Origin of the sequence: Rhizobium sp. BT03, from assembly GCF_030053155.1 — a bacterium.
Taxonomy (GTDB): Bacteria; Pseudomonadota; Alphaproteobacteria; order Rhizobiales; family Rhizobiaceae; genus Rhizobium.
In genome coordinates, this window is sequence record NZ_CP125642.1 from 74,881 (window position 1) to 88,172 (window position 13,292).

The 13,292-nt window shown below is 60.8% G+C and carries 15 protein-coding genes; 5 read left to right on the plus strand and 10 right to left on the minus strand.

Features of this window, described 5'->3' with window-relative positions; translation table 11 throughout:
* The first annotated feature begins 63 nt into the window (after nucleotides 1–63).
* Entirely contained in the window at nucleotides 64–1,119 is a 1,056-nt protein-coding gene (ligD, locus tag QMO80_RS25140) for a non-homologous end-joining DNA ligase (protein ID WP_283201055.1), read from the plus strand.
* Nucleotides 1,120–1,138: 19 nt separating this feature from the next.
* Here ligD and QMO80_RS25145 read toward each other — a convergent pair whose 3' ends face one another.
* From QMO80_RS25145 to QMO80_RS25170, 6 genes are read right to left on the minus strand one after another with little or no spacing between them, the layout of a single operon-like run.
* A complete protein-coding gene (locus QMO80_RS25145; protein WP_283201056.1) occupies nucleotides 1,139–1,447 on the minus strand; it encodes a YciI family protein in 309 nt (102 codons plus the stop codon).
* On the minus strand, nucleotides 1,444–2,292 hold the full coding sequence (locus QMO80_RS25150) for a dioxygenase (RefSeq protein WP_283201057.1): 849 nt from the start codon (nucleotides 2,290–2,292) through the stop codon (nucleotides 1,444–1,446). Before QMO80_RS25150 ends, QMO80_RS25145 begins: the two co-directional genes overlap by 4 nt.
* Nucleotides 2,293–2,312: 20 nt before the next feature.
* Nucleotides 2,313–3,371 (minus strand): maleylacetate reductase, encoded by a 1,059-nt coding sequence (locus QMO80_RS25155; protein WP_283201058.1) that lies wholly within the window; start codon nucleotides 3,369–3,371, stop codon nucleotides 2,313–2,315.
* 1 nt (nucleotide 3,372) lies between these two features.
* Nucleotides 3,373–4,353 carry a gamma-resorcylate decarboxylase gene (tsdA, locus tag QMO80_RS25160; protein WP_283201059.1) on the minus strand — a complete coding sequence of 327 codons (981 nt, stop codon included), beginning with the start codon at nucleotides 4,351–4,353 and terminating at the stop codon, nucleotides 3,373–3,375.
* Nucleotides 4,354–4,400: 47 nt separating this feature from the next.
* The gene (locus tag QMO80_RS25165; protein WP_283201060.1) at nucleotides 4,401–5,633 is read right to left on the minus strand and encodes a flavin-dependent monooxygenase; all 1,233 of its coding nucleotides are present in this window, start codon (nucleotides 5,631–5,633) and stop codon (nucleotides 4,401–4,403) included.
* 10 nt (nucleotides 5,634–5,643) lie between these two features.
* Complete coding sequence (locus QMO80_RS25170) at nucleotides 5,644–6,183, minus strand: flavin reductase family protein (protein WP_283201061.1); 540 nt, start codon at nucleotides 6,181–6,183, stop codon at nucleotides 5,644–5,646.
* 201 nt (nucleotides 6,184–6,384) lie between these two features.
* On the opposite strand from QMO80_RS25170, the gene QMO80_RS25175 reads away from it, so the two are divergent.
* From QMO80_RS25175 to QMO80_RS25185, 3 genes are all read left to right on the plus strand, one after another.
* Nucleotides 6,385–6,837, plus strand: a complete 453-nt coding sequence (locus QMO80_RS25175; protein WP_283201062.1) for a MarR family winged helix-turn-helix transcriptional regulator — start codon at nucleotides 6,385–6,387, stop codon at nucleotides 6,835–6,837.
* 182 nt (nucleotides 6,838–7,019) lie between these two features.
* Nucleotides 7,020–8,315 (plus strand): aromatic acid/H+ symport family MFS transporter, encoded by a 1,296-nt coding sequence (locus QMO80_RS25180; RefSeq protein WP_283201217.1) that lies wholly within the window; start codon nucleotides 7,020–7,022, stop codon nucleotides 8,313–8,315.
* Nucleotides 8,316–8,789: 474 nt separating this feature from the next.
* Nucleotides 8,790–10,835 (plus strand): SPFH domain-containing protein, encoded by a 2,046-nt coding sequence (locus tag QMO80_RS25185; protein WP_283201063.1) that lies wholly within the window; start codon nucleotides 8,790–8,792, stop codon nucleotides 10,833–10,835.
* A gap of 42 nt (nucleotides 10,836–10,877) precedes the next feature.
* On the opposite strand, the gene QMO80_RS25190 is transcribed toward QMO80_RS25185, so the two are convergent.
* The 4 genes from QMO80_RS25190 to QMO80_RS25205 form a co-directional block, all read right to left on the minus strand.
* On the minus strand, nucleotides 10,878–11,159 hold the full coding sequence (locus tag QMO80_RS25190) for a hypothetical protein (RefSeq protein WP_283201064.1): 282 nt from the start codon (nucleotides 11,157–11,159) through the stop codon (nucleotides 10,878–10,880).
* A 172-nt stretch (nucleotides 11,160–11,331) separates the two neighbouring features.
* On the minus strand, nucleotides 11,332–11,796 hold the full coding sequence (locus tag QMO80_RS25195) for an NUDIX domain-containing protein (protein ID WP_283201065.1): 465 nt from the start codon (nucleotides 11,794–11,796) through the stop codon (nucleotides 11,332–11,334).
* A gap of 24 nt (nucleotides 11,797–11,820) precedes the next feature.
* Nucleotides 11,821–11,985: a hypothetical protein gene (locus QMO80_RS25200; protein ID WP_283201066.1), complete on the minus strand. Its 165-nt coding sequence runs from the start codon at nucleotides 11,983–11,985 to the stop codon at nucleotides 11,821–11,823.
* Between the two features lie 137 nt (nucleotides 11,986–12,122).
* Entirely contained in the window at nucleotides 12,123–12,521 is a 399-nt protein-coding gene (locus QMO80_RS25205) for a RidA family protein (protein WP_283201218.1), read from the minus strand.
* 156 nt (nucleotides 12,522–12,677) lie between these two features.
* Here QMO80_RS25205 and QMO80_RS25210 point away from each other — a divergent pair, with 156 nt between their 5' ends.
* Entirely contained in the window at nucleotides 12,678–13,271 is a 594-nt protein-coding gene (locus tag QMO80_RS25210) for a TetR/AcrR family transcriptional regulator (RefSeq protein ID WP_283201067.1), read from the plus strand.
* Nucleotides 13,272–13,292 lie beyond the last annotated feature (21 nt).

A 13,292-nucleotide genomic window follows, 5' to 3' on the forward strand; every position in this document is an offset into this window, starting at 1 on the left:
GAAAGGCGACATCGTGTTTGGAGAAGAGCCTGAAAACCAGTCCGGGAAGGACAGACAACGATCATGACACGCTCGCGCCGACCCTCATTGCCATTCCTCAACAAGTCCAACGCGACGCTGCAGTCTCGTCCGATCCGCAAGCGCGATCCCGACCAGCCAAGCCTTCCGTTCGATCCAATGCCGGCGAGGATCGAGCCGTGCCTCGCACTGCTGAAGCCCAGCGTGCCGATCGGGCCGGATTGGCTCTACGAGGCGAAGTGGGACGGCTACCGGCTAGCGATCCACATCGAGCCGAAGGGCGTTCGTGTCATCACCCGCGGCGGCCATGACTGGACGCATCGCTTTCCCACCATCGCCGCGGCCGCCAAAGAACTCGGCGTGACCACCGCCATACTGGACGGGGAAGCGGTGGTTTTGGACGAGCACGGCCGATCGGATTTCGGCGCGCTGCAACGGTCGCTCGGCGGTCGCGGCGGCAAGCGGGCCTCGAGCGAGTCCATTCTTTACGCCTTCGACCTTTTATACCTTGACGGGCATGACCTCACCGGCACCGAGCTCGCCGTGCGCCGTCACCTTCTTGGAGACCTGATACCGGAAGGCGGCAACCGGACGATCCGCTTTTCCGAAGAGATAGACCTGCCGGCCGAGGACCTCCTTGAACACGCCTGCCACCATCATATGGAAGGTATCATCGCCAAGCATCGCGACCGGCCCTATGGCAGCGGCCGCACCGGCGACTGGCTGAAGATCAAATGCGTCGAGAGCGAGAGCTTCATGATCGTCGGCTACGAACAATCGGCATCCGCCCGCGGCGGCATCGGCAGCCTGCTGCTCGCCGGCAGGAAGGGTTTCGACTGGGTTTCCGTGGGGTCGGTCGGAACCGGTTTCAGCGCGGGCGATGCCGAGCATCTGAAAAAGACGCTCGACCGGCTGAAGACGAGCCGGCCGGTCGTTCCCCTGAGGGGCAAGAACTACGTCTTCGTGCAGCCGACCCTCATCGCCGAGATCGAGTTTCGCGGCTGGACGGACGACGGCAGTCTGCGCCATGCGTCGTATAAGGGGCTGCGCGAGATTCAGGACAATGCGGCCGTGTTCGATATGGCCGGCATAGGCAGTTAAGGTCCGCGATCGTCAGGTTTCAGCCGCCGTCGGAGAGCCTTTCCAGAAGAAGCCCCAGCGTGGGCCGCCATTCGAATATCTCGACGCTCGCGTAAACACCGGAGCGCACGAAGGGGTCTTCCGCACTGAAGGCCACGAACTCGGCGAGCGTCTCGACGTCCGCGATCACGAGGGCGGTTGAACCTCTGCCCTCCGCCGGCGGCGCGGAAGGGCCGGAAAGCAGGATGCGGATCGCTGCGCCTTGCAGATAGGCCTTGTGGTTCTCGAGCAATCGCGAGCGTTCTGCGGCCTTGCCGGGGTCGGATACCGCATAGCGGGCAACAATCATCGTCTGTCCTCGATCGGCGTCAGCACGAAATCGAAATCGGAGCGCCAGATGGTCGGACGATCTATGCGCTCGAAAGGCGCGACAAGGCTGTGTTTTACGCCAAACACCGTATCGGATTCCAGATAGGGATCGTCGCCGACGAACGTGTGGGTTACGAGCTTCTGATAACCCGGAGCCGTGATCAGGTAATGGGTGTGGGCGGGACGATAGGGATGGCGGCCGAGGGAGGCCAGCATCTGGCCGACCGGGCCGTCATCCGGGATCGGATAGGAGACCGGTTTGATGCCGACAAAACTATAGGCGCCATCGGCGCCGGTGACGAAAATGCCCCGGTTGTTCCATTTCGGCTGGATATCCGGCTGCTGGACGTCGTAGAACCCATCGGCATTATCCGACCAGACATCGATCCGGGCTCCCTCGATCGGATTGCCGTTAAGATCGAGCACCCGCCCGATGAACAGACAACTCTCGCCCTTGCCGTCGAGCGAGATGTTTTCACCCATATGCCGTATGGGCGCCCCTTCGACATGGAATGGTCCGAACACGGTATTTTCCGTGGCGCCCGGCGGACGCCGGTTGTTGATCGCATCCACAAGCATCGACAAACCAAGCGTATCGCTGAGCAGGATGAACTCCTGTCGCTCGTTATGACAGAGATGGCCGGTTCGGGTCAGGAAGCCGATGGCCAATGCCCATTCCTCCTGGCTCAGGCTGATATCCCTGGCAAAAGCATGCAGGTGTTTGACGAGTGACGCCATGATTTCGGCCAGGCGCGGATTGACGTCCCGCCCCATGCGCGCGTTGACGGCTTCCACGGATCTCTCTTCACTGAAATATTCAGGCACGTGGCCATCCTCCTGAGGCGTTAGCGCGGCCGCGCGCCCTCCCAGGCGCTCTGCAGCAAAGCCCGGATCGCGTTTCCTTCGATCGGACGTGGGTTCCAATAGGGATTCCGGGCGGCGATTTCCGCCGCGCGGTCCAGATCGGCCTCCTTCATGCCGAGATCTCGCAGCGCCAGGGGGGCGCCGATCGAAGCGGCAAAATCATAAAGACCGCGGCCGAGCGAGCCGCCGAAAAGCTCTGAGGCAGGCCTTAGCGCATCCGTTGCGGCTGCGGCGTTATAGTCAGCGGAATGGGGAAGAACGACCGCATGGGTTTCGGCATGCGGCAGATCGAAGCTGCCGCCCAGCGTATGGCAAAGCTTGTGGTGCAGGGCCATCCCGACCGTTCCGAGCACCGTGCCGCATAGCCAGGACCCGTAAAGCGCTTCGCTTCGCGCTTCGATGTCCCGAGGGGCTTGGACGATCTGAGGCAGAGCGTGCTTCAGCGCCCGCAGGCCCTCGATCGCCATCATTGACGAGATTGGATTGCGGTCCTGTGCGTAGAGACCTTCGACCGCATGCGCCATTGCATTGAGCCCGCTGCTGACGCTGATCTCGATCGGCAGGCTCAATGTCAATTCAGGATCGTAGATCACCACTTCGGGCAGGATGCGGGAACCACGAACCGTCGTCTTCTGGCCGTTCTCCGTCTGGCCGAGGATCGGTGTGACCTCCGAGCCCGCATAGGTCGTCGCCACCACGATTTGCGGCGCGTCGTTGCGATAGGCGATTGCCTTGCCGAGGCCGATCGTCGATCCGCCGCCGATCGCGACGACGCAATCGGCGCCGGCTTGGTTGTATCTAGCCATCGCACGTTCGGTCACATCGACCGGCGTATGCATCGCCGCCTCGTGGAACAGTCCCGCCGCGAGCGGGCCGAGGGAGGCAGCGATGCGTTCTGCCTCCAGCTTCTGGTGTGGGGTCGAAAGGATCAGGGCGCGTTTGCCGCCCTGCTTTGCCACCGCCTCGGCGAGACGGCTCAGTGAGCCGCTCCCGAAGATGATCTCAGCCGCGCTGGCCGTATATCTGAAAGGTGCGACCATGCTATCGATCGAGCTTGAACAGTGAAACCGCATTGGTGCGACCGATCTTCAGCCGGTCGGCTTCGGAAATGGTGGCGCTGTCGAACCAGTTTGCAGCATGGTCGATGTTTTCGAATGGCCAGTCTGTCGAAAACAGAATTCTGTCCGCGCCGATTTCCAGCATAGCATCGATCAGCGATTGCGTGCGGAAATTCCCCGACGTCGTGATGTAGAAATTCTCGTTGAAATAATCGGCGATCGGGCGTTTGGCCGGATAGTTCTTTTCCACCTTGACCCAGGCATTCCGGTTGTCGATGCGCCACATCATGAAGGGCAGCCCCTCCCCCATGTGACCGACGATGATCCGCAAAGCCGGATGTTCGTCGAATAGGCCGGATCCCATCAGGCGCAGCGCATGAACTGCGGTCTCCTGCGCGAACGCCCATGTCGGACCCATCAGCCAGGAGTGGCCGGCATAGATCCGGCTGTCCTGCGGCAGCGGGTTGCGCGGATGCAGATAGAAGGGAACGTTGAGTTTTTCGACTTCGGCCCAGAACGGGCGGTATTGCGGCAGGTCGTAATAGAGCGGCGTCGTTCCGTCGCCCTCCTGCGAGAAGCCGTTGACCAGTGCGCCGACGAAGTCCAGCGTCGTTACGCAGCGCTGCAGTTCCTGCGTTGCCGCATCCGGATCCTGCAGGGGCAAAGCGGCAAACCCCAGAAAACGGTTGGGGTTCTTGACGCATTGCTCCGCCAGAAAGTCGTTGGCGCGCCGGGAAATCTCCAGGGCCTTGGCCTTATCCGGGATCGCCTGCACGGCCGGAGCGTTCAGCGACAGGATCATTTTTTCGATGCCGTGGGCATCCATCAGCCGCAAACGCTTGTCCTGGATATCGAGAAGCCGAGCGGACAGTTCCGTCCAGTAGTCGCCCGGCACGAATCCGGCCGAATCCTGCAGCGTCTCGGGAATGGCGAAATGTTCTTCAAGCGCGATCTTGCCTTGCACGATATGCTCTCTTTCCTGTCTTCGATCGAAACGATGAGGGTGGCGGGTCAGAATTGTCCCTTGGGCGGAAGGCCGAGCAGCTGCTGGCCAACCATGGTGCCGACGGCATCCCAGTTCATGGAAATGTGGCGCCCGACGGCATTTGCGTCGCGCCAGGCGCGCTGAACCGGGTTGGACATCTGCAGGCCGAGGCCGCCTGTCGATGCATTGAGTGCCTCCACGGCCCGAAGCGCCAGGCTGACCGCAAAGGATTGGCTGCGGCGGGCGAGAATCCGATCTTCCTCGGTGATTTCTGCGGCGCCATCCTCGCGGGCCTGGGCCAATTGCTGCGCCCGGGCAATATCGCGCAGAAGGATTTCGCGGGCGGCGTCGACCGATGCGGAGGCTTCCGCCACGCGAAGCTGGATCGTCGGAAACTCCGCGATCTTGTTGTTGCCACCGGCAACCGCACCCCGTGTCACGCGGGTCCCGATGTGGCCGATATAGCTGTCGAGTGCGCCCTTCGCCGCACCGACGGCGGCGCTGCCGAGGCAGAAGGGAATGCCCATGAGGAGCGGAATGTTGAAAAGGCCGATGCCCTTGTAGCCACGCCCGCCCGGCGTTCTGCCGGAGGTCGCATCCGCAAAGCTCAGCATGCGGTATTCCGGAACGAAGACCTCTTCGAGGATCAGGCTCTTCGAGCCGGTGCCGGCGAGGCCGACGACATCCCAGGTCTCGGCAATGGTATAATCGCCGGCGGGAACCAGAAGAAACGCCGGCACCGGACGCTCGCCCTCGCCTTTCGGCGGAATGATCGCCGCACAGAGCGCCCATCCTGCATTTTCGCATCCGCTGGCAAAGGCCCAGTCGCCGGATAGCCGAAAACCACCCTCGACGCGTTTAGCCATGCGGACCGGCGCATAGGAACCGCAGAGCAGCGCATCCGGATTGCCGCCCCACACCTCCTGCTGAACCCGTTCGTCGAACATGGCGAGCAGCCATTGATGCGCGGAAAGCAGGCCGGCCACCCAGCCGGTGGAGGCACAGGCCGACGACAGTTCGATATTAGCATCGACAAGCTCGGCAAACGATCCTTCGGCGCCGCCGAAACGGGCCGGCTTGACGATATCGAAATAGCCGGCCGAGCGCAGCAGATCGATATTGCGCGCCGGCACGCGGCCCAATTTTTCCGTATCGCGCGCACCGGCACGGATTTCGTCCAGTACCGGGACGATGCGATCGGCAAGACATGCGGTCTCGACCCGCGCCGAGGCGGGAAAAAGGGCGGCTGTATTGTTCATGGAACGACCTTCAGTTCTGGGATGCGGGAAGCGCGTGCAGTGGCGCGCAATATTTCGAGTTCTCGTACATCAATGCGACGGTGTCGTTGGAAACGCGTGTATCCACCACCTGCCCGATGAAGATCGTGTGCGTGCCATAGGGAACGACGCCCATGCGGCGGCAGACGACCGAGGCATGGGCGGTGCCCAACACCATCATTCCACGCTCATGGCGAACCCAATCGGCAGCGTCGAACCGGCGCTCGGGCGCAATCTTGCCGCTGAAACCTTCCGACACGGCGGCTTGCCTGTCGGTCAGAATGCTGACCGCGAATTCCGGCACCTCGAGCAGCATGTCATGCAGATAGGTGCGATTGTTCAGGCAGATGAGAAGAGAGGGCGGATCCATCGAAAGCGATGTGACGGCCGTTGCCGTCATTCCATGATCCGCACCGTTGCGGCAGGCGGAAATGACCGTCACCGTCGCCGGGAAACGGCGCATGGTCGATCGAAACGCATCGCTGATCGGTGCGGGGGCCGGCGCTATGCCGAGGGCAGCAGTGGCAGACATGATTTCCTCCCGTGTCTCCTCGAACGTCAAATTATTGCAGTTGCAACTATTGTCAATGCAAATTTATAAATCGCGTGGGAAAATGTCTGGTCTGCCCTGCCGTTCTCGGCGGCTGAAAGCCTATCATGTTGTCATCCCGGCAATTTAGGTGCATGTCGGAGGATGCCTTCAGCAAGCCGAATCCCGCCAGCAGACAGAGACATGTACAAACTCACCGATTCCGTTCCCTACCTTCTCAACCGCGCCGGCGTGCGGATAGCCGAGGTATTCTCGCAGAGAATTGCCGAAGACGATCTCAGCGTGGCGATGTACCGGGTTCTGGCCATGCTGAAGGAGCGCCGGGAGAGCACGCTTGGGGATCTCGCCGACGTCGTCTCCGTCGAGATCTCGACGCTGTCGCGCCTCGTCGGCACGCTGGCTAAGCGCAAGCTGGTGTCGCGAACACGTCCGGAAGACAATGGCCGTATCGTCATCGTCAGACTGACCCCGCAGGGCGAGGCGCTGACCGAAAAGCTGATGCCGCTTGCCATGGAGCTTGAACGCACTGCGGTTCAGGGCATGTCGGACGAGGAGGTCGCAGCCCTGAAGAAGGCGCTGCGCCGCATGCACGCCAACCTGCCGGCAATATCCGGAAAGGGAAAAGTTGCGAGCTGAAAAGTTTGCAGTTGCAAATATTTTATTCGCAAGTATTTAATAGCGTGTCGTCATTGTCTTGACATCGCCCCCTCGTGGGTGAGTCTGGCGCTGGGAGGAACCACGCCGGCAATGATCGAGGAGGGTTTGTACATGGATTGACGCGGACCTGCCGCTGGCAGGAGCGTACTTCCTGTACTCAGATGTATGGGGAGGGAAAATTGGCCATACAAGATCTCGCTATTTTCAAGGAACGCGTTCGCAGCCCGAATATCATCATCGCCCTTTGCGGTCTGCTGATCCTGTTCGACGGCTATGACCTGATCGTTTACGGCGCAGTCGCTCCGGCATTGCTCGCCGAAGCCAGCTGGGGCTTGACGCCCGGCATGGTCGGACGCGCTGCCGCCATCACCCTGTTCGGCATGCTGCTCGGTGCTCTCGTTGCGGGAACGCTCGCTGACAGGATCGGACGCCGCAAGGTCATCATCGGTAGTCTGCTGAGCTTCTCCATCATGATGATCGGCAGCGGGCTGGCGCCGAACTTTTCCGTTTTCGAGGGCACACGCTTTCTTGCCGGCCTGGGCCTTGGCGCTCTTTTTCCGACGGTAACCGCATTGATCATCGAGTTTTCCCCGCCGAAGCGGAAGGCGATGGCCTATTCGATTGCGCTTCTCGGTTATCTCGCCGGCGGCATCATTTCGGGCATCCTCGGAATGCTGCTGATACAGAAATACGGATGGCGTCCGCTGATGATCATCGGCGGCGCACCGATCCTACTTCTGCCTTTCTTCATTCGCCTCATCCCTGAATCTCCCGAATGGCTGGCAACGAAGAACCGCCAGAGCGAAGCCAACCAGATCGCAGACCAGTACGGGCTGCCCAATCCTATCGCCAAGCCTATTGTACAGGTCGGCATCCGGTCGCTGTTCTCCGAAGGTCGCCTGCTGCCGACCTTGAACGCATGGGGCATCCACTTCTGTTCGCTGCTGCTGACATTCGGTATGGTCAACTGGCTTCCGACCATCATGAACAAGATGGGCTATGACCTCGGTTCCGCCCTGCTGTTCTCGGTAACCCTCAATCTCGGAGCCGCAATCGGCCTGCTGATCGGCGCGAGGATTGCCGACCGCGGCAATGTCAAGATTGTCGTCGCAGGCATGTTTCTGCTCGGAGCCTGCTCGATCTGGCTGCTGACACAGGTGGATCAGGGCCTGCAGGTCTATGGTCTCGTCGCACTTGCGGGTACGGGAACGATCGGCACGCAAATCCTCGCCAATATTCTCGTTGGAAACCTCTATCCGGTCGAGATCCGTGGAACCGGCCTTGGCTTCTCGCTCGGCATCGGCCGTATCGGCGGCATGATAGGACCGGCCATCGGCGGTGCTGTTCTGGGTGCAGGCCTGGCTCCGCAGTGGAATTTCTACATCTTCGCAACTGTCGGAGCTGTAGGATGCGTCCTTGCGCTCATGACATTGCTCTATCGCAAAAAGGCTGACTGATGGCCGGATTGTCGGCAGGCCTGACAGGGCCTGCCGGCAATGCAGATTTCGTGGGGCCAGTTCGGCGCTCAAAGCCACGCTTCGGCAACATCGGGCACATTCAACGAAGGCGCCGGCTGAAACAAACATCCTGAACGGTGTAATTCAGTAGAATTGAATGCTCGAAATATCGAAATCGCTGGAAGTACTTGCCGGATTTTTACTATCGAGCGTCTTTAAACCTTAAGGCGCAATCCCTACGTCCTCCATCGTCATGTCTATCAAGGCGACACCGATGTGAGACCATAACGACCGCACCGTTCCTCGGTGGGGACGAGGGATCCGCGGTCATTTTCCCAGACAATGAGCAGCCCAAGCGTTCGATACACCCTAGGTGCGTCGAGCCAATAGGCGCGCCATCTCCCCGTCTTATCAACCAATACCAACCGGGCGGCTATCGGGTGGATGAACCCGTGCGCCCATACGAGAAAAAAGATGGAAAACCTGCAATATCTTGGTCCGATGGGATGGAGAGCGATCGTTATCGCCTTTCCGTTCATCGTGGTGGTCATGCTGTTCCGGTGGAGCGGCGTGATCCGCTATATCCCCAACGACAGGCTCGGCATTCTCGAAAAGCTGTGGAGTTTTCGCGGCTCCGTCGACAATGGCTTCATCGCGCTCTACGGCGAGGCCGGCTTCCAGCCGGACGTCGTGCGCGGCGGCCTGCATTTCTTCATGCCGTTCCAGTATTCGATGCATCGCGCCAATCTCGTGACCATTCCGCAGGGCCAGATCGGCTATGTCTTCGCTCGCGATGGCGAGCCGTTGCCGCCGACCCAGACGCTTGCCTCGAATGTCGACGCCGATGATTTTCAGGATGTGCGCGGCTTTCTGACAAAGGGCGGCCAGAAGGGGCCGCAGCGCAAGATCCTGCGCGAAGGCACCTATGCCATCAACCTGGCGCAGTTCATCGTGCTGACCGCCCAATCGACCTATGCCGTCAACCTGAACGCGTCGGAACAAAGACTGTTTGCCGACATGTCTACCTTGATCACCGAGCGGAATGGCTTCGAGCCCGTCGTCATTCATGACGCCGAGGACCTGATCGGCATCGTTACCATCCATGACGGTCCGGCGTTGCCGGATGGCGAGATCATCGCGCCGACCGTTGCCAACAATCCTAGAGATGCAAACTTCCACAATAATTTCCAGGATCCGGAGAAGTTTCTCAATGCCGGCGGCTATCGCGGCCGGCAATTGCAGGTGCTTGCCGACGGCAGTTATTTCCTCAACCGCATCTTTGCGACCGTCGAACTCGTCGAGAAGACGATCATCGACGTCGGCACGGTGGGTGTCGTCGTCTCCTATACCGGCCGGCGGAGCGCGGATATTTCAGGCCAGTCCTATCGTCACGGCGAGCTGGTCGAGACGGGCGCACGCGGTGTCTGGTCGACGCCGCTTCTGCCGGGCAAATATGCGTTCAACACCTATGCCGGCAATATCATCATCGTGCCGACCACGAACTTCGTGCTCAAATGGACGAAGGAACAGTTCGGCGAGCACAGGCTGGACGAGAATCTTTCCGAAGTGTCGCTGATCACCAAGGACGCGTTCGAACCGGTGCTGCCGCTCTCGGTGGTTGTCCATATCGACTATATGAAGGCGCCTCTCGTCGTGCAGCGTTTCGGGGATATCAAGCGGCTGGTCGAACAGACGCTCGATCCGATGGTCTCGGCCTATTTCAAGAATATCGCCCAGACCAAGACCTTGATCGAACTGCTGCAGGAGCGCAGCGAAATCCAGCGCAAATCCGGCGACGAAATGCGCGAGAAGTTTAACTCCTACAGCCTCGAACTGCAGGAAGTGCTGATCGGCACGCCGCGGGCCAACAACGGTCAGAACAGCATCGAGCAGATCCTGATCCAGCTGCGCGAGCGGCAGATCGCCGTCGAGAAGGTCGAGACCTATAAATTGCAGGAGGCGGCGGCGATCCAGGAGCGCACATTGCGCGAAAAGGAAGCGCTCGCCGAGCAGCAGGCCAAGATCACGACATCGGCGCTCACCATCGAGATCAGCGAGAACGAAGGCAAGGCGCAACTCGCCCGCACCCGCCAGCAGGCGGAAACCATTCAGGTTACCGCCAAGGCCGAAGCGGAAAAGGTGCGGCTTGCCGGCCTGGGTGAGGCCGACCGGATCAAGTCGATCGCACTTGCCGATGCCGAGCGCATCAAGGCGACCGGTTTGGCCGATGCCCAGAAGGTGCGCGCCGTCGGTCTGGCGGAAGCAGAAGCCACCGAAAAGAAGGTCGCAGCCTTCGGTGGGCCGGATTATCAGCTCCACTCGCAGGTGCTGATGCGCTTCGCCGAGGCGATCGAAAACGGCAGGCTGCCGCTCGTGCCGCAGATCCAGGTCGGCGGCGCCGGCGGCGAAAAGGGCGCCACCAATGGCCTGGTGGAGATGATGCTGTCGATGCTGGTCGCCGATCGGCTTGGACGGCCTGCTTCACCGGCTGCGGTGCCGGCGCCGATCGAGCAGCAGTGATTGCGGACGGGCCGGCTTTGCCGGCCCGTTATGCGCATGGCGCTAATGAACCTCTCCACCGGGTTTCGTCCTATTGGAAAATTGGTGGACGAGCATGATACCCTGCTCGAGGAGCAGCTCGGCCGCCCGCAGATCACGTGGCGCCAGCTCCCCGGATAGGCCTCGGATCGTATTGGCGATGCAGATGGAGTTGGCAACGAAGCGGGCGTCGCCCGCGTCTTCGGCTTCCTCGGCGGTTGCCTCAAGGGCATTGGCGACGGTGTCGAGCAGGCTCGAGCGCTCGACAAGCGTCATGTCGTTCAGGGTTTTCGATATGCCGTTCATGATTGTCTCCTCGCGCGTGCCCAAGCCGGGTCGCAGCGCCGATTGTCTCGATTGAGTGAGGCGGCTGTGACTGTCAGATGGAGATGGATGGCCGCAGAAGCAACGCATGGCTGCCGCGCGCCTCATGCATGCATGCGGCGAGACGGGCGGCTGGATCATCATTTCGCGCCGCTCATTCCTGATGTTTCAGGAGGTCGGCGAGCATCGGTCGCTGCCCTTTCAGGAGTTTTGTGCCCGCCTCGGCCAGGGAAAACCAACCTGCGCGGTCCACCTCCGGAAAGCTCTTTATCGCTCCCGATCTCGGCGGCCATTCCATTTGAAATTCAGAGCTTCGTATCGTGTTCACGTCCAATACCGGATCGGCTTCGACCGACCACGCGACGACGATCTTGCCGCCCGGCTGCCGGTATTCGCCGAGCGGAGTGAACATGCCGCCGACGGCGACACCCAGCTCTTCGGCCGTTTCCCTCATTGCCGCCGCCAACTCATCCTCATCAGGCTCGACCAATCCCTTCGGGATCGACCAGGCAGCTTCGTCCTTCTCCGCCCAGAAGGGGCCGCCGGGATGGACGAGAAGGACTTCGAAGTCGTTGGACACGCGTCGATAGATGAGAAGTCCGGCGCTGCGGATTGCCATCGCCTTGTGCCCTCTTTGCGTCGATCACGAAGCCAGGCATTCCTCGCAAATGCCGCAGCCGTCGTCGTCCATCCACCGGCGCCGGCGCTCGCAGCACAGGCAAACACGGCCATCGGCCTGGTCTTTTGTGTCTTCCGGCGGAATGATCTCGATCGCCGTATCGAGTTGCGTGTCAGCCACAAGTTCCATCTCGTCGCTCCATCAGTCTGTTGACTTGAGATAGGAGCGGCGAGCGATGTCGGCAAGTTCTCGACACCGGCCAGCGGGCTCAGTGAAAGTCGCGCGCTTTCTGCTGGGGGGCGTTTCCCGTGCCGGGGGTGGCGATGTCACTCGCCTGTCGGAATACGGGCGATGACCTTTATCTCGAAATCGAAGCCGGCGAGCCAGTTGACGCCGAGCGCAGTCCAGTTCGGATAGGGCGGCTTGCTGAAAATCTCCTGCTTGACCGCCATGATGGTTGCGAACTGGTTTTCAGGGTCGGTGTGGAAGGTGGTGACGTCGACGATATCATCCGGCGTACAGCCGGCGGCACTGAGCGTCGCCTTCAGATTTTCAAAGGCCAGCCTTACCTGGCACTCGAAATCGGGTTCGGGTGTGCCATCCGAACGGCTGCCGACCTGTCCGGACACAAACAGCAGATCACCGGAACGGATGGCGGCGGAATAGCCGTGCTCTTCGTAAAGAGCGTGTCTGTCGGCAGGAAAGATTGCTTCGCGGCGGGTCATTCCGGTCTCTCTTCTTTGTTGGCAACGACCGATCAACGCGGCATCACGCTTCACAGGGTTGCACGCTCTTTGATATACGGTGCGTATGTGTAGTATTCAGCATACGCGGCGTATGTCAATCTTATATACGCTGCGTATGTGAATTTGAGGGGTCGGATGGCGAAACCACGCAACGAAACCATGCAGGAAAACCGGCTCAAATTGATCGCGGCGGCGCGAAAGGCGTTTGCCGAAAAGGGATACGCTGCAGCCTCGATGGACGAGCTGACGGCGGATGCCGGCCTGACACGCGGCGCGCTTTACCACAATTTCGGAGACAAGCGCGGGCTGCTGGCGGCGGTCGTCGAGCAGATCGACACTGAGATGGCGGCGCGCGCCAAAGAGATCGGGGCTCGGGCGGGCAATGATTGGCAGGGCCTGCTCGCCGAGGCGGCGGCCTACATCGAGATGGCGCTCAATCCGGAAGTCCAACGCATCGTTCTGCTCGACGGACCGGCGGTGCTGGGCGATCCCTCGCAATGGCCGAGCCAGAACACCTGTCTGCAGGTGACCAAGAGGGCCGTGGAGCACCTGATCGCACAAGGCATCCTCAAGCCGCTTGACGCCGAGGCGACGGCCCGGTTGCTGAGCGGCGTGGCGCTCAATGCGGCTCTCTGGATCGCCGCCAGCGAAAATCCGCAAAGCGTGCTGCCGAAAGCCGTCGAGGCCTTTCATGCCTTGGCTGCAGGTCTGCTTTTGCAGCGCTTGTGATTTGTTGGCAATGCCGGCGGA